Annotated in this window: 20 protein-coding genes and 1 tRNA gene; 15 read left to right on the top strand and 6 right to left on the bottom strand. The window is 41.5% G+C overall.

All coding sequences use genetic code 11. The features are described from left to right. The first annotated feature begins 49 nt into the window (after window positions 1-49). On the top strand, window positions 50-1741 hold the full coding sequence (gene asnB, locus H8B06_RS01120; RefSeq protein WP_190992434.1) for an asparagine synthase B: 1692 nt from the start codon (window positions 50-52) through the stop codon (window positions 1739-1741). A 56-nt stretch (window positions 1742-1797) separates the two neighbouring features. On the opposite strand, the gene H8B06_RS01125 is transcribed toward asnB, so the two are convergent. Then, window positions 1798-2532, bottom strand: a complete 735-nt coding sequence (locus H8B06_RS01125; RefSeq protein WP_190992435.1) for a 3-keto-disaccharide hydrolase — start codon at window positions 2530-2532, stop codon at window positions 1798-1800. 125 nt (window positions 2533-2657) lie between these two features. On the opposite strand from H8B06_RS01125, the gene H8B06_RS01130 reads away from it, so the two are divergent. From H8B06_RS01130 to H8B06_RS01160, 7 genes are all read left to right on the top strand, one after another. Continuing rightward, a complete protein-coding gene (locus H8B06_RS01130) occupies window positions 2658-3023 on the top strand; it encodes a dihydroneopterin aldolase (protein WP_190992436.1) in 366 nt (121 codons plus the stop codon). A gap of 154 nt (window positions 3024-3177) precedes the next feature. After that, window positions 3178-3621: an Hsp20/alpha crystallin family protein gene (locus H8B06_RS01135; protein ID WP_190992437.1), complete on the top strand. Its 444-nt coding sequence runs from the start codon at window positions 3178-3180 to the stop codon at window positions 3619-3621. Between the two features lie 132 nt (window positions 3622-3753). Further along, entirely contained in the window at window positions 3754-4392 is a 639-nt protein-coding gene (locus tag H8B06_RS01140) for a TetR/AcrR family transcriptional regulator (RefSeq protein WP_190992438.1), read from the top strand. 33 nt (window positions 4393-4425) lie between these two features. Beyond that, the gene (locus H8B06_RS01145; RefSeq protein WP_190992439.1) at window positions 4426-5787 is read left to right on the top strand and encodes a TolC family protein; all 1362 of its coding nucleotides are present in this window, start codon (window positions 4426-4428) and stop codon (window positions 5785-5787) included. Next, a complete protein-coding gene (locus tag H8B06_RS01150) occupies window positions 5784-6842 on the top strand; it encodes an efflux RND transporter periplasmic adaptor subunit (RefSeq protein WP_190992440.1) in 1059 nt (352 codons plus the stop codon). Before H8B06_RS01145 ends, H8B06_RS01150 begins: the two co-directional genes overlap by 4 nt. 12 nt (window positions 6843-6854) lie before the next feature. After that, window positions 6855-9905 (top strand): efflux RND transporter permease subunit, encoded by a 3051-nt coding sequence (locus tag H8B06_RS01155; protein WP_190992441.1) that lies wholly within the window; start codon window positions 6855-6857, stop codon window positions 9903-9905. Window positions 9906-10121: 216 nt separating this feature from the next. Then, the gene (locus H8B06_RS01160; protein WP_190992442.1) at window positions 10122-11348 is read left to right on the top strand and encodes an MFS transporter; all 1227 of its coding nucleotides are present in this window, start codon (window positions 10122-10124) and stop codon (window positions 11346-11348) included. On the opposite strand, the gene H8B06_RS01165 is transcribed toward H8B06_RS01160, so the two are convergent. After that, a complete protein-coding gene (locus tag H8B06_RS01165; protein WP_190992443.1) occupies window positions 11345-12037 on the bottom strand; it encodes a LytR/AlgR family response regulator transcription factor in 693 nt (230 codons plus the stop codon). The two genes, H8B06_RS01160 and H8B06_RS01165, sit on opposite strands and share 4 nt — an antisense overlap. 19 nt (window positions 12038-12056) lie before the next feature. After that, window positions 12057-13469 carry a sensor histidine kinase gene (locus H8B06_RS01170; protein ID WP_190992444.1) on the bottom strand — a complete coding sequence of 471 codons (1413 nt, stop codon included), beginning with the start codon at window positions 13467-13469 and terminating at the stop codon, window positions 12057-12059. Between the two features lie 266 nt (window positions 13470-13735). On the opposite strand from H8B06_RS01170, the gene H8B06_RS01175 reads away from it, so the two are divergent. The 3 genes from H8B06_RS01175 to H8B06_RS01185 all read left to right on the top strand — a co-directional run bounded on the left by H8B06_RS01175 (window position 13736) and on the right by H8B06_RS01185 (window position 16155). Continuing rightward, complete coding sequence (locus H8B06_RS01175; RefSeq protein ID WP_190992445.1) at window positions 13736-15010, top strand: TlpA disulfide reductase family protein; 1275 nt, start codon at window positions 13736-13738, stop codon at window positions 15008-15010. A 155-nt stretch (window positions 15011-15165) separates the two neighbouring features. Next, window positions 15166-15984, top strand: a complete 819-nt coding sequence (locus H8B06_RS01180; protein ID WP_190992446.1) for a siderophore-interacting protein — start codon at window positions 15166-15168, stop codon at window positions 15982-15984. A gap of 98 nt (window positions 15985-16082) precedes the next feature. Further along, window positions 16083-16155 (top strand) — tRNA-Lys (locus tag H8B06_RS01185). A gap of 67 nt (window positions 16156-16222) precedes the next feature. Here the strand turns inward: H8B06_RS01185 and H8B06_RS01190 are convergent. Continuing rightward, window positions 16223-16768 (bottom strand): OmpA family protein, encoded by a 546-nt coding sequence (locus H8B06_RS01190; protein ID WP_190992447.1) that lies wholly within the window; start codon window positions 16766-16768, stop codon window positions 16223-16225. A gap of 336 nt (window positions 16769-17104) precedes the next feature. On the opposite strand from H8B06_RS01190, the gene H8B06_RS20925 reads away from it, so the two are divergent. The 4 genes from H8B06_RS20925 (at window position 17105) to H8B06_RS01210 (ending at window position 19536) form a co-directional block, all read left to right on the top strand. After that, window positions 17105-17203: a DUF1348 family protein gene (locus tag H8B06_RS20925; RefSeq protein WP_223857403.1), complete on the top strand. Its 99-nt coding sequence runs from the start codon at window positions 17105-17107 to the stop codon at window positions 17201-17203. A gap of 144 nt (window positions 17204-17347) precedes the next feature. Beyond that, on the top strand, window positions 17348-17692 hold the full coding sequence (locus tag H8B06_RS01200; protein ID WP_190992448.1) for a YciI family protein: 345 nt from the start codon (window positions 17348-17350) through the stop codon (window positions 17690-17692). Continuing rightward, window positions 17685-18953, top strand: a complete 1269-nt coding sequence (locus H8B06_RS01205) for an RNA polymerase sigma factor (RefSeq protein ID WP_317170819.1) — start codon at window positions 17685-17687, stop codon at window positions 18951-18953. Before H8B06_RS01200 ends, H8B06_RS01205 begins: the two co-directional genes overlap by 8 nt. A gap of 115 nt (window positions 18954-19068) precedes the next feature. Next, window positions 19069-19536: a DUF2721 domain-containing protein gene (locus H8B06_RS01210; protein ID WP_190992449.1), complete on the top strand. Its 468-nt coding sequence runs from the start codon at window positions 19069-19071 to the stop codon at window positions 19534-19536. A 34-nt stretch (window positions 19537-19570) separates the two neighbouring features. Here the strand turns inward: H8B06_RS01210 and H8B06_RS01215 are convergent, their stop codons facing one another. Together H8B06_RS01215 and treZ are read right to left on the bottom strand one after the other, a co-directional pair. Further along, window positions 19571-20083, bottom strand: coding sequence for a DUF421 domain-containing protein (locus H8B06_RS01215; RefSeq protein WP_190992450.1), 513 nt, complete (start codon window positions 20081-20083; stop codon window positions 19571-19573). A 111-nt stretch (window positions 20084-20194) separates the two neighbouring features. Beyond that, entirely contained in the window at window positions 20195-22030 is a 1836-nt protein-coding gene (gene treZ / locus H8B06_RS01220) for a malto-oligosyltrehalose trehalohydrolase (RefSeq protein ID WP_190992451.1), read from the bottom strand. Window positions 22031-22054 lie beyond the last annotated feature (24 nt).

The following is a 22054-nucleotide window of genomic DNA, read 5'->3' on the forward strand; positions in this document are numbered from 1 at the left end:
GTGTCATTATTCTAATGAATATTAGTAAACAGTATTAAAATTTAAATTTATGTGTGGAATTGTTGGTGCTTTTGAATTAAAGCCATTCTCCTCGGAGAAGTTGAGACCGCAGGTGTTGGAAATGTCAAAGCGTATTCGCCATCGCGGGCCAGACTGGTCAGGTATTTTTACCAGTGAAAAAGCTATTTTAGCGCATGAGCGCTTGGCTATTGTCGATCCTAAATCAGGAAGTCAGCCATTGTTTAGTCCAGATGGGAACGTTGTTCTTGCTGTAAATGGTGAAATCTATAATCATCAACAACTCCGAAATACACTACCTAATTACGAATTTACCACACAGTCGGATTCGGAAGTCATTTTGGCATTGTATCTGGCAAAAGGTGCTTCGTTTATAGAAGATTTGAATGGCATATTTGGTTTTGCGCTATATGATGCACGTGACGACTCCTTTTTGATTGCACGTGACCACATGGGGATTATCCCGTTATATTATGGTAAAGATGAAAACGGACAGCTTTTTGTCGCTTCCGAATTGAAATCATTGGAAGGTTTTTGTGTAGAGATGGCGCAATTCCCTCCCGGACATTACCTATACAGTAAAGAAGGAAGTGAACCTCAAAAATGGTATGTGCGTGATTGGGAATCTTACGATGTCGTAAAAGATAAGGAAACAGATTTAACGAAGCTACGTCAGGCGCTGGAAGATGCGGTGCAACGGCAGCTGATGTCAGATGTTCCCTATGGTGTTCTTTTGTCGGGTGGCCTAGATTCTTCTGTTATTGCGGCCATCACAAAGAAATTCGCATCCAAACGTATTGAAACGGGAGGAAAAGAAGAGGCTTGGTATCCCCAGCTGCATTCTTTTGCGGTAGGATTAAAAGGTGCGCCCGATTTGATAGCAGCCAAAAAGGCGGCCGACCATATTGGTACGATCCATCATGAAATTAACTTTACGATCCAAGAAGGATTAGACGCTATCCGGGATGTTGTCTATCATTTAGAAACCTATGATGTGACGACTGTCCGTGCTTCAACACCGATGTATCTCTTGTCACGCGTTATTAAATCTATGGGCATCAAGATGGTATTGTCCGGTGAAGGATCTGATGAACTTTTCGGAGGATATCTATATTTCCATAAAGCACCTAATGCCCAAGAGTTTCATGAAGAGACGGTACGGAAACTGAAAAAATTGTATCTGTATGACTGTTTGCGTGCGAATAAATCTTTAGCCGCTTGGGGGGTAGAGGGGCGCGTGCCATTCTTGGATAAAGAGTTTATGGACGTCGCTATGACGCTTAACCCGGCGGATAAAATGATAAAAGATGGACGGATGGAGAAATGGGTCGTGCGAAAAGCATTTGAGGATTATCTGCCTGAAAGTATCGCTTGGCGTCAAAAGGAACAGTTTTCCGACGGGGTGGGATACAGTTGGATTGATACGTTGAAGGAACTGGCAGAAAACAACGTGTCTGATGTCGAATTTGAAACAGCAGCAGTGCGTTTTCCTGTTAATCCGCCAAAAAATAAAGAAGAGTTTTTATATCGTTCGATATTTGAGTCGCATTTTCCATCGGAAGCAGCAGCCATGACGGTACCATCGGTGAAATCGGTTGCTTGTAGTACCCCAGAAGCGCTAGCTTGGGATGCTTCTTTTCAGAATATGAACGATCCTTCAGGCAGAGCTGTGGCTCATGTGCATAACGATAGCTACGAAAAGACATCGCAACCAGCTATTTAACGCAATTTATGAATGTTAGTTAAGGTAGAGACGCTGCTTGGTGACGTCTCTATCCTTCATAATGGTCTAACCCAAATATTGCGGAAACTCACCGGATTGTTGTGATCCTGTAAGATAATAGGGCCGGCGCCATGTGCCTCCATCTTTGGTAAACCAATATATTCTGTCGTACCCTCGATCTGCGTGTTGTTCTGTATCAATATACCATTATGTAAGATGGTAACGCTACCTTTGCTGATCAGCATACCATCTTTATTAAAGCGCGGGGCTTTATAAATGATATCATAACGGTGCCATTTGTCTTCTGTTGCTCTTACCTCCACCAAAGGAGGGCGCTGTTTGTATATGCTCCCAGCTTGCCCGTTGACATAGGTGGGATTGTCGTCATTGTCCAGTACCTGTACTTCATATCTGCCTTGAAGAAATATACCACTGTTTCCACGCCCCTGGCCTTCGCCTTTTACGATCTCCGGACTTTTCCATTCTACATGGAGTTGAAAATCTTCAAATGTTTGTTTGGTCTGGATGTCACCTGTTTTAGGTTTAACGGTTAAAATGTTATTTTCTACAGTCCACGTAGCGGCCTGTTCGGGGTTATTACGGCTTACCCATTGGTCTAGGTCTGTTCCATCAAAGAGAACGATGGCATCACTGGGTACCTGATTTTTAAGCGTTACTACAGGAGGTTTAGGAGAATAAAATTCTGTGTCTTCTGGTTTGAATTTTGTCTGCGCCATACTGCTTAAGGATAATATCAGAAATAATAATGTGCTTCCGAATTGAATATGCATGAGATATATGTTTTTTGATGCTTATAGTAAAACAATAATATGTATTAATTTACAGGTTTCATCTAATTATTTTTTCTTTTATCATATTATTTACATCTCGGTTTCATTTTTTTATATGTTTGTATATGGGTTCTATCACACAGGAAGTGGCACTTAAGGATGTGCGTTTCTTTTCACCGATCGGGTACTACGAAGAAGAACGTATTTTGGGAAATGAGTTTTTCGTGGATGTGTCTATCTACTTTCCCTTTGACAATACCGACGCGGAGGATCTGTCAAATACGGTTAATTATGCTGAACTCTATGATCTATTATGTAAGGTTATGAAAAGAGAACGTAAACTTCTGGAGTCCGCTGCCCACGAAATTCTTTCCAATATACAGGACCGTTATGCTTTTATTCATGAAGCACGTGTCTCCATTCGTAAAACAACACCTCCATTCGGTCATGACCGTGTACATTCCGTCGTGTCTTTATGTTATAAGAAATAAGATATTTCTTTTTTTATGTAAATTAGTGACATTGTGTCGTTGTTTTTTATTTTTTAAAGACATAATGTCTTCTTTTCTTGTTTTTATAGCTTCGGTATAGCGTTTGATCAATACCAAGCATAAAATAAACAAGAAAAAATAGGAGGATATAAACATGGCATTAATCAAATTCCCAAACAAAACTGTAAATTCAGACGTTGTCAATCCGTATGTAAATAGCTTTTTTGACAACTTTTTCAACGATTCGTTCATTTCAGACCGTTTAGTAACGCGTGTTCCTGCCGTGAATATCGCTGAAACTGAAAAGGCATACGAAATTTCATTGGCGGCTCCAGGATTACAGAAATCAGATTTTAAAATCAATGTCGACAAGAACTTGATCACTATTTCTGCTGAAAAGAAAGAAGAGTCCTCGTCGGAAGACAAATTGTACAGCAAAAAAGAGTTTAATTTTAGCTCATTCACCCGTTCGTTTTCCCTTCCGGAATCCGTCAATTACAATGATATTGAAGCAGCGTATACGGATGGTGTATTGCAGGTAACCGTCGGTAAGAAAGAAGATGCAATCGTTGCCAAAAGACTTATCGACGTCAAATAATTGTGAGTAGTGTGGTTTAAGGTGAGGTTGAAGCCCCTGCAGTTTTGCGGGGGCTTTGTTTTTTTCGCTATTTCATTTTAGTATTTGTGAAACTTAACAGTGTTCACTATTTTTGTTCTGAAAAAAAATTACATGGGTATACAAGAACGGAAGACCAGGCATAAAGAAGATTTGCGCAAGCGTATTTTGGAAGCAGCTAAAAAGTTGTTTGTCACAGCAGGCTATGAAGCTACTTCCATTCGGAAAATAGCCAAGGAAATCGAATTCAGTCCGACGACAATATACCTATATTATAAGGATAAAAGCGATATTATCTATGCATTGCATCAAGAAGGGTTTCAGCTTTTGCGGCAGGATTTCCAGCCGTTGATGCAGGTCGAATCTCCTTTCGAGCGGTTGAAAGCACTGGGAAGATGTTATATTAAATTTGCCTTTACACATCCCGATTTCTATGAACTTATGTTTATCATGAAAGATCCGATGCAGTATTTAGAAATTAACTGTGTTGAAGCGGCATGGGATGAAGGCGAACGTGTTTTTGATTTTCTCCTGCAGACTATACGGGACTGTCAGGAGGAAGGTTACTTTAAGGGGTTGGATACCATTCATGTAGCGATGGAAGCTTGGGCTTCTGTGCATGGTATGTGTGCATTATACGTTTCGGGACATCTTAAAAGTATGATGCATGTTGTTTTCGGAGACGAGGATCAGGAACGCATGATTGAAAGCGCATTTCGCGTCCTTGTGCATTATCTCGAATCCACTAAATAAAAAATTTTAAACATAAACTTAACACTGTTAATAATGAGGACGGTATTCATAAGTTTGATTTTCATTTGTTTTTCCGGCGCGAACATCTCCGGACAGACATCACCACTATTGGATTATATTGAAGAAGGGCTAGATCATAATTTGGTGCTCCAGCAGAAAAATCTCTCGCTGCAGCGGGCGATGAATGCCTTACAGGTCGCAAGGTCTATGTATCTACCTGCTATTGACTTAGACGTGGCTTATACGCATGCGAAAGGCGGGCGATCCATTAATTTACCGGTGGGCGACATGCTTAATCCCGTTTACAATACCTTGAATGCGCTCACACAGTCTCACGCATTCCCACAAATACAGAATGAAACGATTAATTTTCTTCCGCAGAATTATTATGATGCAAAGGTGCGAACCGTGGTCCCGCTTGTCAATACAGATATTGCCCATAACAAACAGATTAAAACGGATGCGGTGCGTCTACAGGAATCAGAAATAGGGATTTATAAACGTGAATTAGTCAAGGAAATTAAGCAGGCATATTATCAATATATCAGCGCCCTGGAGATAGAGGGCATTTATAAATCGTCGTTGGAATTAGCCCATGAAGGGCTTCGGGTTAATCAGAAGCTGTTAGAAGCAGGTAAGGGATTGCCCGCTTATGTCGTTCGGGCGAAAGCGGAAATAGCACAAATTGAATCGCAACTTGCCGAAGCAGAAAAGAACATAAGAAACAGTTCTTTGTATTTCAATGCATTATTGAATAGGGATGCCGATGCGTTTATTGAACAGGATAGTACGCTTTTCTTAGAAGAGAAATGGAGCGTACAGTACGGAGGCGAAATTGATATCTCCCAGCGCGAAGAACTACTCGTCTTGCAGACGGGGATAGCGATGCAGGAATCTGCATTGAAGATGAACAAACAGTATCTGGTCCCTAAAGTAAGCGGATTTCTTGACTTGGGATCCCAGGCAGAGGGTCTAAAATTTAACCAGGATTCGCGTTATTTTATGGTTGGGCTGACCTTGTCCATGCCTCTTTTTCAGGGCAATAGAAACCGTTTGAAGATTGAGGAGACAAAAATCGACCTTGCCGAAACATGGAATAGAAAAGCGCAGGCGGAACAACAGTTGACATTGGCCACAAAAGTTGCCCGGAATGACGTGCTGGCAGCACACAAAAATTACGAAAAATCAAAAGCGCAGTTAGAAGCTGCATCTACTTATCAGCGACTCATACAGCGGGGCTACAACGAAGGCGTTAATAGCTATATGGAAGCCATTGACGCGCGTAGCCAATATACTGCAGCAAAACTTTCTGTCAATATCAGTCAGTTACAGATGCTGGCAGCATTGGCTAAATTGGAACGTGAATCTGCAACCTTTCAAATCCCTCAACCATGAAAATATCATTTTTAAATCTTTTAGTTTCTGCAGTTTGTTTTGCCTTCTTATTTTCTTGTGGCCAAGCAAATCGCTCATTGGCCATTCCAGATACCGATACCATTCCGGTGACACTGATGACCTTACATGCAAACGAAATCAATGCCACTTTTGAAGCCACAGGCACATTTACTACGGACGATGAAACCCTGTTAGGGTTTAAAAACGGAGGTGTTATTGAACAGATTTATGTCCGCGAGGGGGATCCTATTAAAACGGGACAACTACTCGCCCGGGTGCATAAGGATGAAGTGGAGACAATGGCTTCCCAGGCATCGCTGGCGTTGAAAAAAGCGCAGCGTGATTACGAACGCGCTCGTAAACTGTATTACGATAGCGTTGCTACCTTGGAACAGATGCAAAATGCAAAGACAGCGCTCGACCTGGCACAGCAAGATATAAAGCGTACACGTTTCCACGAACAGTACACCGAAATACGGTCGACAAGCAATGGCTACGTATTGGCACGGCTGGCCCAGGAAGGGCAAGTGGTTGGCCCCGGTACACCCGTTTTGCAGATAAATGGAGCAAATGACGGGAACTGGCAATTGAAAGTAGGGGTGTCCGACCGGCAATGGGCAGCTGTCCAGGAAGGGGATAGTGCCCGGATTTCATCAGATGTGTTAGGGGAGGGAACCTATCGTGCGGTTGTCCGGAAGAAATCTAAAGGGCTAGATCCTAAAACAGGTACTTTTAGTGTGTTTCTATCGCTAACGGCCAATGCTCCAGCCAAATTAGCTGCAGGTATGTTCGGCAAAGCCTATATGCAACTACGGTCAGCGCAACATTCGGCATGGACCATTCCATATGAATCTCTTTTAGAAGGGAACGGAAAAGAAGGATACGTGTTTGTGACGGATGATAGAAAGACGGCCCGCAAAGTAAAGGTACAGATCGCATCCATCAACAAGGATGATGTATTTATTTCCTCCGGACTGGAAGAAGCGACTGCATTGATCGTATCGGGTAGTCCGTATCTAGTTGACAGAAGCCCTATAAAAGTGATAGAAAAATAAAGGAAATTCGATATGAACTTCATCAAATATCCCATCAAAAATTATCAGTTTACACTGATTATGGTCCTCATGGTTGTAGTTGTAGCCATTAGCACTATTTTGACTATGCCAAGGGCAGAAGATCCAGAGATGAAACCAGTGAGTTTTCCTGTCATCGTAGTATACCCCGGAACAAGTCCTAAAGATATGGAGCAACTGGTTGTAAAACCGTTGGAAAGCCGGTTTTATGCTTTGGATGGGATAAAGCGTATCAAGACAACGATTACCAACGGTGTAGCTGTTATTTTTGTGGAGTATGTGTATGGAGAAGATTATGAGGCAAAATATCAAGAACTGATACGGGAACTGAGCGCCGCTAGCGGAGAGCTTCCGGAAAATATTTATCGTGCGGAGGTAAAGAAAGTCGACCCGACCACGGTGAGTGTGATCCAAACCGCTTTAATTTCTGAAAACGCATCGACATCGACGATGAAACGTTTGGCCGATGATTTGAAATCTCGCCTAGAAAAAGTAAAGGCGCTGAAAAATGTGGAGATCAGCGGTTTGCCCGACCAACTTATTCGGGTGGATTTAAACCTGTCACGGCTCGCCAGCTTAAAAATACCTATGGATCAGGTGGTGCAGGCCATACAAAGCGAGAATCAAAATATTCCCAGCGGTGCGGTCGTTGCCGGCGGAAAGTCCTTCAGTGTGACAACCAGTGGCGATTATAAAAGTATTGAACAAATTAAGAATACCGTTGTTTCGAGTGCGGAAGGGCGAAACATTTTGCTCCGCGATGTTGCCGAGGTATATCCGACATTTGGACAAGCTGCACATGTCACAAGATTGAATGGATATCATGCGGTATTGGTGAATGCGGCCCAAAAAGGGGGCATGAATATCAGCGATACGCAGAAAGCCTATCATCAAGTGTTTGAAGCATTTCGAAAAACACTTCCCGCGAATGTTGACTTTATCGTAAACTTTGACCAAGCCGAGCAGGTCAATAGTAGATTAAGTGGTCTTGGAGTGGATTTTGTCATCGCTATTACCCTGGTGCTTTTTACATTGCTACCGTTAGGTTCACGTGCATCGCTGGTCGTCATGATCGCTATTCCGCTGTCGCTGGGTTTAGGGCTCATTACGCTGAATCTCGTCGGTTATTCGCTCAATCAGCTTAGCATTGTCGGATTTGTCGTTGCCCTGGGACTGGTCGTGGACGATAGTATTGTAGTCGTTGAAAACATCGAGCGTTGGATGCGGGATGGATATTCACGCTTGGAAGCCGCGATTAAAGGAACGCATCAAATCGCTTTAGCTGTTGTTGGTTGTACGGTTACACTGGTAATTGCTTTTCTTCCGTTAATGTTTATGCCAGAAATGGCGGGGGATTTTATACGCAGTATGCCGACTGCTGTTATCGCATCCGTAATTGGTTCTATGTTTATTGCTTTGCTTGTTGTTCCTTTTCTAGCAAGCAAATTGTTGAAACCCCATATTTCTGAAGATGGTAATGCTATTTTACGCGTATTGAAGAAATTGATACACAATACTTATGCGGTGTGGTTGGACAAAGCTTTGAAACATCCGAAACGAACTGCTGTCATCGCATTGGGTATATTCTTGGCTTCCCTAGCTTTGATTCCTGTTGTGGGCTTTTCGTTATTTCCGCCATCTGAAAAACCGCAATTCATGATTCACATTGCTGCACCGTTGCAAGGCAGTTTAACAACGACGGATAGTATCACCCGGGAAATAGAGGATGAGCTTCGCCAGATAGCGGATATTAAATATTTTACGAGCAATGTGGGTAAAGGGAATCCAACGATTTATTATAATATGAGCCAGGCGAGCGAAAACGTTGGGCATGCTGATATTTTTGTGCAGCTGCATAATGATGTGAAGGCAAAAGAAAAGGAATTGCTGATTGAAGCATTGCGCCAGAAATGGACAAATTATTTGGGTGCCAAAATCGAAGTCAAAAACTTTGAGCAAGGCGTACCCGTGATTTCACCTGTGGAAGTACGTTTGTTTGGAGACGATTTAGATACCTTACAACGTTTGGCTGCTGATGTAGAAGAGTTATTAAAAAAGACGCCGGGCAATGTCTATATAAATAATCCACTAAAAAATAAGAAAACCGATTTGCATGTCGTGGTGAATAGGGAGAAGGCCATGGCTTTAGGCGTGCCCACGGTACGTATAGATCAAACGGTACGGATCGCGTTGGCCGGATATGAGGTTGGAACATACACGGATCCCAAGGTGGACGACAACGAATACCGTATTATGATCACCGTTCCAAGACCGAATATGCCTGATATGACGGTGTTTGACGGTATTTTTGTCAATAATGTTGAAGGAACGGCTATTCCGCTTACACAGCTGGCAACTTTGGCATTCGAATCTTCTCCTTCTAATATCTATCACCAAGACAAAAACCGGGTGGTCTCTGTAAATGCTTCCGTTGCCAAAGGTTTTTCAAATGATCATGTGATTCAGGAGGTCATCAAAAAAATGGATGCTTTTCCTTTTCCGAACGGTTATGCTTACGAAATGGGGGGTGAGGTAGAAAGTAGAGAGGCTGCTTTCGGTGGATTTGGTACCATTATCATGGTGACCGTATTTTTGTTTATCGCTGTGTTGGTATTGGAGTTTAAGACGTTTAAGAGTACGTTGATTGTTTTGTCCGTGATTCCGTTGGGTATCGTAGGTGCGGTTCTGGCGTTAATGGTTACGGGAAATACCCTGTCTTTTGTCGCCACCATTGGCCTGGTGGCTCTGGCGGGGATTGAGGTGAAAAACACGATCCTGTTAGTAGATTTCACGAATCAGCTAAGACGGGAAGGAGTAGCATTGAACGACGCTATTGAACAGGCAGGTGAAATCCGCTTTTTACCGATTATATTAACGTCGCTTACGGCTATTGGTGGTCTGTTACCTATTGCCTGGTCGAGTAATCCTTTGATATCCCCATTGGCTATCGTGATGATCGGTGGGCTGATCAGTTCCACGTTGTTATCCCGAATAGTAACACCAGTTATCTATAAGCTTATTCCGCCAGTCATTGAAAAAAAATAATATATGAATAAAATCTTTTTCTTACTTTTGCCCGTATCATGAAGATTACTTCTCTATACAGGATATTAACTGTACGCGACAGAATAGCGTAAGTACCGGGCATCCACTATGCCTAGATATCTTTAAAATAAGTCATTTCAAGCTTATTTTAGTTGTATTCCCACTTATTTTTGATGACAAGACGCTCAGAAGACTGCGTTGTTTATAGAAAAGTTTATGCAAGAAAAAGAAAACTGGAAAAAGAAATTCCTCATTATATGGATCGGGCAGTTTATATCGTTGATTACAAGCTCTGCCGTCAATTTTGCTATTATTATATGGCTAAGTATCGAACATGGATCTGCCGAGGTGCTTGCTTATGGTGCCATTGCAGGGATGTTGCCCGCTGCGGTTATCGGTCCGTTTGCAGGGATATACATTGACCGTTGGAACCGGAAGAAAACAATGATGTTTGCCGACGGCTTTGTAGCACTATGCACATTGGTCATGTCGATTAGTTTTTACCTCGGATACGAAAGCCTTATTTTAATATACGCGATGCTGGCACTACGTTCGGTAGGATCAGCTTTCCACATGCCGGCCATGCAGGCATCTATTCCGATGATAGCACCGGAAAGCGAGTTGCTCCGCATAGCGGGTGTCAACCAGATGATCCAGTCTATTTCTGCAATTGCAGGGCCGGCATTAGGGACCTTAGCCATTACGTTGATGTCTATAGGCAACGTGTTGTTATTGGATATTGTCGGCGCCGTAGTAGCTATCAGCGCATTGTTGTTCGTATATATCCCGAATCCAGAGGTTCCTGAAAGGGCGAAAGCCAGTTTCAAACAAGCTTGGGCCGACCTGAAATGGGGCTTCAAAGCAATTTTGGATAACAAAGGACTGACCTGGCTTTTCGCATATTCTACTATCGCTACCTTTTGTATTATGCCTGTTGCGGTGTTGTTTCCACTATTGACATTGCAATATTTTGGTGGGGGCAAATGGGAAATGAGTATCGTTGAAATGGTGTGGGGACTCGGCATGCTGGTAGGGGGGAGTGTGTTGGGGATCTTTAGACCCGCTATCCGAAAAGTGGTGCTGATCAATATGACGACTATTATTTTAGGGATAAGCTTGGCATTATCAGGTGTTATTCCCCCACATACGTTCTGGATCTTGGTCGGATTAACAGCGATAGGTGGCGTGGCAGCAACGATTTATAATGCGAGTTTTATGACGGTATTACAGGAGGAAGTTCGCCCCGAAGTGATGGGACGTGTTTTCTCCCTCTATTTCAGTATGGCCATTATACCCACCGTTATTGGATTGCTCGGTACGGGCTGGGCGGCAGATTTCTTTGGCGTAAACAATATATTTATTGCTTTAGGGTGCATCATTGCCGTTGTTGGCGTGTTTTCTTTCTTCAATCGTTTTATTATGGGATTGGGGAGGAAGAGTTAAGCATGGGGGTGTGTAGAAAATTTCTGCTTTACGATGTCGATATAGGATCCGCCTACCGGAATCACGTGTGATTGAATGGTGATTTGATGCCGCTCTATTTTCTCGACTTTCGAGGTGTTGACGATAAAAGATCGGTGTACCTGCATGAATGATTGTGGCGGTAATAAATTGATGGTTTCTTTAATGGTCGCGCGTGTCAGAATTTCTTTTTCGGGGAGAGCATATCTCATATAGTTTCCGGTGGCTTCAATGAAAAGAATGTCGTCCAGTAATACCTTTACGGTATCGTATCCGTCTTTAATAAAGATGTGGGAAGGAATGGTGTCTATTTTGTTTTGTAGTATTTCATGGGCTTTGTTGCAGGCTTTTAAAAACCGGACAAATGTGAATGGCTTTAGTAGATAGTCGATTGCTTCTAATTCAAACCCTGTAACAGCATGTTCGGAGTAAGCCGTAGTGAATACCAGTAGTGGTTTCCGAAGTAAACTGTTATAGAATTCTATACCTGAAATATCAGGCATTTTAACATCTAAAAATAATAGATCTATCTCGTTTTTGCGCAGATAGTCGATCGCTTCAAAAGCATTGATAAAAGTCGTTTCAAGTGAGAGAAAAGGTGTTTTTTCAGCATGTGCCTTGACAATTTCCAAGGCAATGGGCTCGTCGTCTATAGCTATCGCTTTAATCATATTTTTTGCTTTACTGACGTTACGTAAGGTTTAGGGTTAAAAATATAAAATATTCTGTATTTGTTTCTTCAATGTGGAGTTTATTCCGATCCGGATATAATAAACGTAATCGGTTTCTAACATTTTCTAACCCAATACCCGACTTGCTTTTTTCTGGATCAGATTCTTTATGGTAGTGTATACTGTTATATACGCTTAGTTTTAAGATATCTCTTTCTATCGAAAGATGTACACGTATCCAAGATGGTTTGTTTAGGCTGATGCCATGTTTAAAGGCGTTTTCAATGAATGGAATAAGTAGCATAGGCGCTATTTGTTCATCCCCGATTTCATCATCGCGGGGGAGTTCTATGGCAATCTGGATGGATGGGATGTCAGCTATACGTAGTTTTTGGATAGCAATATATTCTTTTATATAGTCGATTTCGCGGACAAGTAATATGCTGTCTTGCTGGTTTTCATGTAGCATAAAACGCATTATATCAGCGAGCTTCTGAATGCCCTCCGATGTTCTTTCGGCGTTTTCCTGTATGGCGATGCCGTAGAGCGTATTCATAACGTTGAACAAAAAGTGTGGGTTGATCTGTGATTGCAAGAGCTTCAAATCAGCGGAGGTTTTTCCCAAGGTTTTTTGCAAACCAACTATTTGACGTTGCTGTTTATGCTGGTGATAATAAAAGACGTAAATGGCAGGTGTGAGTATACCGCCCAATAGGAAACAGAAAAATATATTGAATCCATTGAAAGAGAACCATCGTGTATTACTAAATATTTTTATTGTCATTTCCATTAAGCTGGAAAATAAGACGATGCAGATCAGATTGACGAATATAGAGAGAACAATATGAATCACTTTTGGGGTTTGGTCTTTATCCAAGCGGGGTAAAAGGTAATAATGATGAACAGCGAAAAGACTATAGCTAAATGGAATCGCGAAGGCAGTTAAGGCAGCGACATATTCACTTACCTGGAAAACCGGTATAAAAATAGCTATCCCAATGATCAACGTAATAATAAACTCTCTTAACGTTTTAGAAAATAGCGTATCGCGATTTGACATCTTAACCAAATATTGGACAACGCTTTTAATAACGCTGTATACTAACAACCCAAAACATAGGATTCCGCTAAGCACAAAAGGGGGCATAATCTGGTGTGGAGGTAACGGTCTCCATTCCTGGATAACAAAGTGTATAAAGGCTCCTGTGAAGAAAATGGTAGCGACTGAAATAGCCCATTTATACATTTTCTGTATGGAGAAGAGAATAGGATAGGCATACAATAGGTAAAAGCTGACGATACCGTATACAGTAAATAAATGAAGTTGGAGGGCAGCCTGTTGACCTTCATCGCTTACATCATGAAGTAAAGTGATGAGTAAAAACAAGTAGATACCGGTGACGATGATGAATTCTATCCAACGTGATTTCATGTTAATCGGGTTATGTTGTTGTAAATACTGCTGCAAGAATAAACAGAATACAGCGTTGTTCAAATAAAATGTGATAAACCTATTTCATGATGTGATAAATATAACGGTTTTCTCCCCCTCCGCGGGTTGACGTCTTAGAAGAATGGGTGAAAAGAGTTTGTTGGTCACCTAAATCAAGTGGTTCGTCACATGTTTTTGTTTTACAAACAGGAGGCGAATACCTTTGGTTATAAATTGTTTTACGATACTATTTAAAAATTAAGATTATGCACCTATACGTTAAAAGTCTATTGTTTGTGCTGTTGATGCCTTCAACAGCTATTTTTGGTCAGGATAAACCTTTTCAATGCACACTGGTTGGCGAGGTCATCGATCGCCCGTACAGCGACGAACTTTTATTTATAAAAGAAGATGAAGACCAACGGATATCGTCTATTTCAATTCCTATCGTTAACGGAACGTTTACCTATACGTTTACGGCAGATTATATTGAGAGTTATACATTAAGCTTTAAAGATGAATATATAGAAGGGACGTGGAGACCTCAGGTGTTTTTTGCAGAGCAGGATACCCTGCATATGACATTGTATCCCCAAGATAAGGCTTTACACAACCAAATAAAAGGTGGAGAGGTAAATGCGCAACTGATGCACTATCAAGATCAAGCAGAGGCGCTATTTGGACTTCGCTCCCTTGATGAAGAGGAAGAACGGCTAAAAGAAACAGGTATGTATCTCACACCGAAAGCGCAAGCTTTATTAAAGGAAATCGAGGCAGCGAGCACGAATGAAGTCCGGGATAGTTTAGCTCGGATTGGTCGTCAATTACAGACGGAGCAAAAAGATCTGACACCGGCAGCGAGGGAGAATAGGGCTTTATTTGAGAAGCAGTTTCTGGCCTGGATAGCGTGGAAAGCCGATCAGGTAATAACAAATCCCTCTTTGATTACCTATCGGGACTTGTTAATGTTGTTGCGGATGGCGGACGCCTCATATGATCGTCCTTTGCCTATTGCCGTGGGAGATCTATTGGCGAGCTATGAACAACATTATCAGCCGCAATACGCCGACCATCCCTATACGCGACAGGCAGATTTTTTTTTAACAGCTTTAAATACGATCAAAAAAGGAGGAAAATATATAGATTTCAGTGCTCCTGATTTTGAAGGGCGTACGGTGACGCTTTCGGAACACATCCAAGGAAAATATGCCCTGATCAACTTCTGGGCCTCCTGGTGTGGGCCTTGCCGGCGAAAAGGTAAAGAGTTGATTTCCATATACGAAGAGTTTAAAGATCGCGGTTTTGAAGTTATAGCAATTGCCCGCGAACAAAACAGAGAAGCTGGTATCCAAGCTGCTAAAGCCGATCAGTATCCGTGGCTCAATCTATTAGAGATTAACGACAAGCAGAATATTTGGAAAAGATATGGACTTGGTAATTCCGGTGGGGGCGTTTTTCTTGTAGATCGCGAAGGTGAAATTTTAGCAATATCGCCTACTGCCGACGAGGTTAGAACAGTCTTGCTGGACAGGTTAGACTAATCGCTGTATTCCTCCTGCTTACATGTTTAACAGCTCCTGTTCCTGCACGTAATTTGACAATACATGATATGGTTGTTGTTTTAAATCATTCTAAATAGGTTTATATTTGTCAATACGATCATGAAAGTAACAACACATCAAAAAACACAATTAAAATGAATAAAAAGGGTTTTCCACCTATTCAAGCGCAGTTGACTGTAAGTAGAAAAAAACAGCTTACCCCACATTATATCCGGGTTTATCTCACGGGAGAAAAGGTGCCGCTATTTGCTAATACAACAGTAGGTATAAATAACAAGATTCTAATTCCACCCAAAGGAGTGGACAAGGTATACTTTCCGGAGTTGGATAAGGAAACGAACACGTGGAAACTCCAATCGGAAGAGGTTCTGCCAATCCGGAGAACCTATACGCATCGTGGTATTGATCTTCATACGAATGAGATCTGGATCGATTTTGTCGCCCATGGCGACGAAGGACCGGCCTCAGCATGGGCGATACAAGCGGAAAAAGGAGATGTGTTGGGTGTTCTGATGAAAGATGGCAAAATGGAACTCTATAAAAAAGCAGATTATTATCTGTTGGTAGGCGATGCGACAGCCATTCCTGTATTAGGAGCTATTTTAGAAGATCTACCTGCAGAGGCCAAGGGAATTTGTATTATTGAGGTTTACGGAGAAGAGGACGAACAAGATCTTAAAACAAAAGCTGATATAGATATCATCTGGTTGCACAATCAGCATCCGCAAAGCGGCAGCCGACTTGGAGATATGGTAAGGGAGCAGCTATTGCCGGAAGGATCGCGTTCGGGTTATGTTGCGGCAGAATATTCTTCGGTAAAAGCCATTCGTCATTATTTACGGAAAGAAAAGGGATGGAAGCCGGATGAACTATATGCCTATTCTTATTGGAAAGCAGGGGTAGCAGAAGATAAATCCACCGCTGATAGACAGCAGGAAAAGCGGGAGTCGTAATTATTAAATGGAAAGGAGCCAGTTGCCGGGAACCGAATAGCAAAAAAATACAAAAAACCGTTGACATTGTAATCCGTGGCGCTTACTTTTGCATAGCGGACTCCGTAGCTCAGTTGGTAGAGCAACAGACTCTTAATCTGTGGGTCCTGAGTTCGAGCCTCAGCGGGGTCACAAAGCCACTTCACAGTGGCTTTTGTTATTTAAGCTGGAATGAGAACCTAGGGGTTTGAAAATCCTGCTATTTTACGACCGATATTTCTACCCGCCGATTTTGTTCCCTCCCGCTTTCTGTATCGTTGGATGCAACCGGTTTGGAAGCACCAAATCCTCTGGCGCTAAGATTTTCGGATGGCACGCCGGCGTTGACGATATAGAGCTTGACCGCATTGGCTCTGTCCTCAGATAGCGATTGGTTGTATTCGGCCGTACCCTCGACGGATGAATGACCATTGATGATAAAATTGGCCGACGGATCTTTCTGCATTTCTCGGACGATATTGTCCAACACCGTATACGACTCGGTTTTGAGTACACTAGAATCAAATTCAAACAGGACGTTCTTGAAATTGAAATTCGGCTTTTCGACCACCGGTTCAGGGTCTTTGCGTGGTTCTTCCTGAGCAATGACAGGTTCTTCCACTACCTCAACGGGTTCTTCCCGTACAGGTGTTTGTTCAATCTGGCTACCTGGATTAACCATGATTTTTTTGGACTTGCAAGCAGACAGGTTTAAGACCAATAGAACGCAACTTATTGCTAAAAGGCTTTTTATTATAGGCTTCATAGTATTTTCCTTTATTAACGTGTATACCCCAAAGATACTATATATTCTTTTACCATCCCTAGCAAAACGTATGATTTTGGCTGTACGTCATACCTCTTGGAGGTAAATTGTCATTTTATTGCTTCGTCAATAAAACTGGCCGTCTCGGCTGACAGCCGTCTAAAAACGCAGAAGCTTTCTGTTTGTCTAAACAGAGCAAGTTATGTTTTGAGACACTCGAAACTTATTCCGCGCGTCAAAACTATTTGCCTTTACAGGTGATATTAACACCGTCCGAAGTCGAGTTTTTATTGTAATTTTAAGTCTTAAAGCTATGGAACAGAAACTCCATTTGCCTTGGGGATAGCAAAACAAAAAATCCAAATGGAGGAAGATGCTTGGAATAGCAAAAATTCCGAAATGGTATCACTGGCTTATACCATTGACAGCGAGTGACGAAATTGAGATCTGTTTATCAATGGTCGGGAAGAAATTGTAAGGTTTTTGATTGAGAAATGGGAAAAGGAATAGGATTACACCTGTCCCCATTCCGTAAACTCGGTCGTCATTAGGGTATGTTTAATTTAAAATTTTAAGACAGTGAAAGAATTTGCATTAATTTTCAGACTAAAGGACATTTCAGATTTCAAGCCATCACCCGAACAAATGCAAGAAAGGATGAATTGGTTAGCAGGCATTGCCTCACAAAACAAATTAGCGGACAAAGGCAATACACTTCTGCCATTTGCAGGTAACGCAAAAACTATTCAATCTAACAATGTCATAACGGACGGTGCTTACGCCGAAATCAAAGAGTTTATCAGTGGTTACATTGTTGTAAAAGCTGATACCATTTATGAAGCCGTAGAAATGGCAAAAGCCAATCCTATTTTTGACCAAGTAGGTGGTAGTATTGAAGTGAGAGAAGTTTTACAGCGTGATTAGTCCAAAATCACATAGGGAACTTTTACCGCATTTATTCCGACAGGAATATGCCAAGATGACGGCTGTACTTTGTCGTCATCTTGGCTTGGTACATATCGAGGTTGCAGAAGATATTGCCAGTGATACATTTTTGAAAGCATCGGAACATTGGGCTATACATGGTGTACCCAATAATCCAACAGCATGGCTATATACGGTAGCCGGAAACAAAATAAAGGACTATTTCAAACACAGGTCTATTTTTGAAAACAAAGTTAAGGATGCCTTAACATCCAATGAAATTGAAATAGAAAAGGATTTTGAATTTAATAACCAAATCATAGCGGATAGTCAGTTAGCCATGATTTTTGCTGTATCTAATCCAACCAATTCAATAGAAGCCCAAATCTCATTGGCACTTCAAATCTTATGTGGCTTTAGTGTCGAAGAAATCGCTAATGCTTTTTTGACAAATAGAGAAACTATAAAAAAAAGATTGCAAAGGGCAAGGAACAATTTGCGGAATGACAATTTTCAAATTAACGGCTTAACAGAAACGGATATAAAAACAAGGTTGGACACTGTGTTAAAAACATTGTACTTACTTTTCAATGAGGGCTATTTTTCCAAAACCAATAATCAGTTAATCAGAAAGGAGCTTTGCTCCGAAGCCCTCAGATTAACACTGGTCTTGACTGAAAGCCAGTTGACCAATACACCCCAAGTAAACGCCTTGCTCGCCTTGATGTGTTTTCAAAGTTCAAGACTGGATGCGAGGACAGGCGTAAACGGCGAAGCTATTCTTTTTGACAAACAGGACAAAAGCCTTTGGGATAAGTCTCTTATCGACAGGGGGAATTATTATTTAGTCAACGCCTGCAATGGTGAAGAAATATCAACGTATCACTTTGAGGCCGGGATAGCCTATTGGCATACCACCCCAACCGATAATACTAAATGGGAAAATATATTGCAACTGTACAATAGGCTTATACTTATAGCGTATTCGCCTATTACTGCCTTGAACAGAGCATTTGCTTTCTCCAAAGTATATGGCAATGAAAAAGCAATCAAGGAAGTGGAAAAGCTAAATTTTTCGCAGAGCAACTATTACCATGAATTATTGGGCTATCTGTATTGCAGTATAGACATCAATACTGCAATACAACATTATACCAAGGCGATTGATTTAACCAAATCCAAGATAGCACAAAAAACACTCAAACAAGAGATTGGCAGACTATTAGAACTCAAAAAAAATAAGGGGACAGCATCTCGTTAGATTTGTCCCATTTCTTTACTTCTAAAAATTTGAGGGTCGAATAATTATAATTTTCAATGTATCTTTGGGTAATTGTCATGATACTTGACAGATAAAATTAATATACGTCTAGCTTATGATAACATACGGTACCGCTGCTTTGCTCTTCCCGGCTATCAGTTTGATCATGCTTGCATACACCAATCGATTCTTGGCTTTGGCTGCTTTGGTGCGGAGTCTGCACGCCAAATATCTTGAACATAATAAAAAAGGTGTATTGCAAGGCCAAATTGGAAATCTTCGGTACAGACTTAAATTACTGCGGCATATGCAGGGTATGGGCGTGTTAAGTTTTATAAGTTGTATCGTGTGTATGTATGGAATTTACCTAAGCAACGTACTGGTTGCCGAGATCTCTTTTGCATTAAGTCTTTTGTTCTTTACGGTGTCTTTGGTTATTTCTTTCGTTGAAATTCAATTGAGCAACAAAGCGTTAGAACTTGAATTGAGTGACATGGAGGAACATGCTGATCCTTCCTTAGTTAAATATTTAAAGAAAAAATTGGATCCTCGGAAAAAGTTGGATGATAAATCGGAAGAATAAACAGATTCGTGTCTACTGACCACCATCTCGTATATCAAGGGGTTAAATCCTTCAGTGACGTAGGCCTCTCACCAGTATCTTTTTTGATAACACTAAAAGTTCCATTTATTTCCATGATGACCGCACGCACTTCGCTCAGTTGTTCTAAACGGTAGCTTCGGATCTCAGCAAGTATTTCTTCCTCCGTAATTCTTTCCTTTTCTAAGGCATCTTTAATAAATTCCCCATTATAAAAAAGAATGGTAGGGGTAGAGTTAATCGTTTTTTCGATGGTTTGCGAGCGTTGCGCCAAATAAGCTATTAGATATTGTAAAGATACAATGATAAATACGGCTATAGTACCATCAAGTATGGGAACCTTGTTGAGTAACATCGATGACAAAGTTGATCCTAAGGTTACGGTGACTACAAAGTCAAATGCATTCATTTTAGCCAATGTTCTTTTCCCCATAATCCGGATAACGGCCAAAATTGCAAAATACGACACAACGGTTGCAATACTGATTTTTAATAGATTTTTACCGTCGCTAAAAAACAGGTCTTCCATATCAATTTATTTAAAAGTGGTAAGATTACCACGAAAAATTAAACCTTGTACTAGCGAACAACGTAAACATGTGTAATGTTCATTTCATTTTTATTTTAAAAGGAGAAATATTTATCGATCTAACTCCTGTTGTAACGTGCTTTGGAATATGACGCCTGTCTGTGCCGGAATATGTACGAAGCCTCCATTCAATACGGCTGGAGAGAGTCCACCCCACATGTTATCTCCTGTATCCCACACTTTTTCCCAGATTTCATCTTCTGGAATAGTAAACCGTTGCGTAGACGGAGAAAAATTAAACAAGCAGATGAGTTTTTCTTTTATATGTTCAACATATAATATGAGCGAACCTTTCTGCAGATCGCTATTTACCCGTATATTTTCTCTCTTTAGGTTCCGAAGTACAGTATTGGACTTTCTTAAGGCAATTAGGTTTTGATAGTAACGTAACATAAGTTGCTGCGCAGCTTTATCCTTTTCCGTCCAATCTAACACGCTATCGTCAAAAGTTTTTTTGTCCTGTGGGTCGGGTACCTCCCCATCACCATGAAAATCCGAAAACTCTTCGCAACGTCCTTTGCGGACCGCAGTGATTAAATCAGGATCACTATGACTGACAAAATAAAAGAAGGGCTTTTGTGAAGCCCATTCTTCTCCCATAAACAATAAAGGCGTAAATGGAGATACCATGACCGCCATGGCCATCAAACGTTGTAAATCCGGCGTAAACAAGATACTGCTTCGTTCGCCAAGCATGCGGTTACCGACCTGATCATGGTTTTGTGAAAAAACAACGAATTTCTCTCCGGGAATTCCCTCCGCATTACTGCCAAAAAATTGTTGACGGTGAGTAGAATATTGGCCTGTAAATACGTAAGCCTGTTCATAAGCTTTTGCTAAATGTGCGATGCCATTAAATTCTTCGTAGTATCCTTTCTTTTCTTCGCCAGCAGCGACGCGCAATGCATGATGGAATTCGTCAAGCCATTGTGCATCCATGGCAAAGCCGTTTTGCTCCAGCGGTTCTAAAAAACGTTTATCATTCAGGTCACATTCCGCTATCAGATAGTTTTTTTGATTCGTTTCCCGCATCAGAAGGTCTGTTGTACGCCTTATATCTTGAAGTATATGAGACGGGCTGAAGTCCTTAATAGCATGTACGGCGTCTAGACGAAGCGCATCGATATGAAAATCCCGGAACCACATCCGTACATTTTCACAGACGAAATCCCGTATACCATAGTTCCATGCATCATCATAATTGATGGCTTTCCCCCAAGGCGTTTGATATTTATCCGTAAGGTATGGGCCATATTGGTTGAGGTAATTACCTTCGGGGCCAAAATGATTGTAAACGACGTCTAGGATTATCGCGATACCTTCTCGATGGCAGGCGTTTACCAACCGTTGCAATTCCCGGGCACCGCCATAAGAATGTTGTACTGCAAACAAAAATGTACCATCGTAGCCCCAATTTCTTTCTCCAGGGAACTGTGCCACAGGCATAATTTCGATGGCTGTTATGCCCAGGTTCTTCAGATAAGGTAATCGCTCGATAACACCATTAAAATCATGCGTCGAAGAAAACGTGCCTACATGAAGCTCGTAAATAATGAAATCACGTAATGTTGGACAATGATAATCTTGATCGGTCCAATCGAATTGAAGATCAACAACGGCCGATGGTCCGTGTACGCCTTCCGGTTGAGAACGGGAGGCGGGATCGGGGAGTACTTCGCCGTCGATGATAAAATGATACCGTTGTCCAGTAGTTATTTCTTCACTTTCCGTATACCAATAGCCGTAGGCTTGCTGTGACAAAACAATATCTGCATTGGGCTGATAGGTGCGGCATATAACGTTTTTAGCTTTGGGTGCCCAAACCGTAATCTGTACTTTATTGTTGTGGAGTGTAATGCCTAACGGTTTTGTTCTTCCTGTATCCATGGGTAATTTAGCATTGTATTTCAA

Origin of the sequence: Sphingobacterium micropteri (assembly GCF_014692515.1) — a bacterium.
Lineage (GTDB): Bacteria > Bacteroidota > Bacteroidia > Sphingobacteriales > Sphingobacteriaceae > Sphingobacterium > Sphingobacterium micropteri.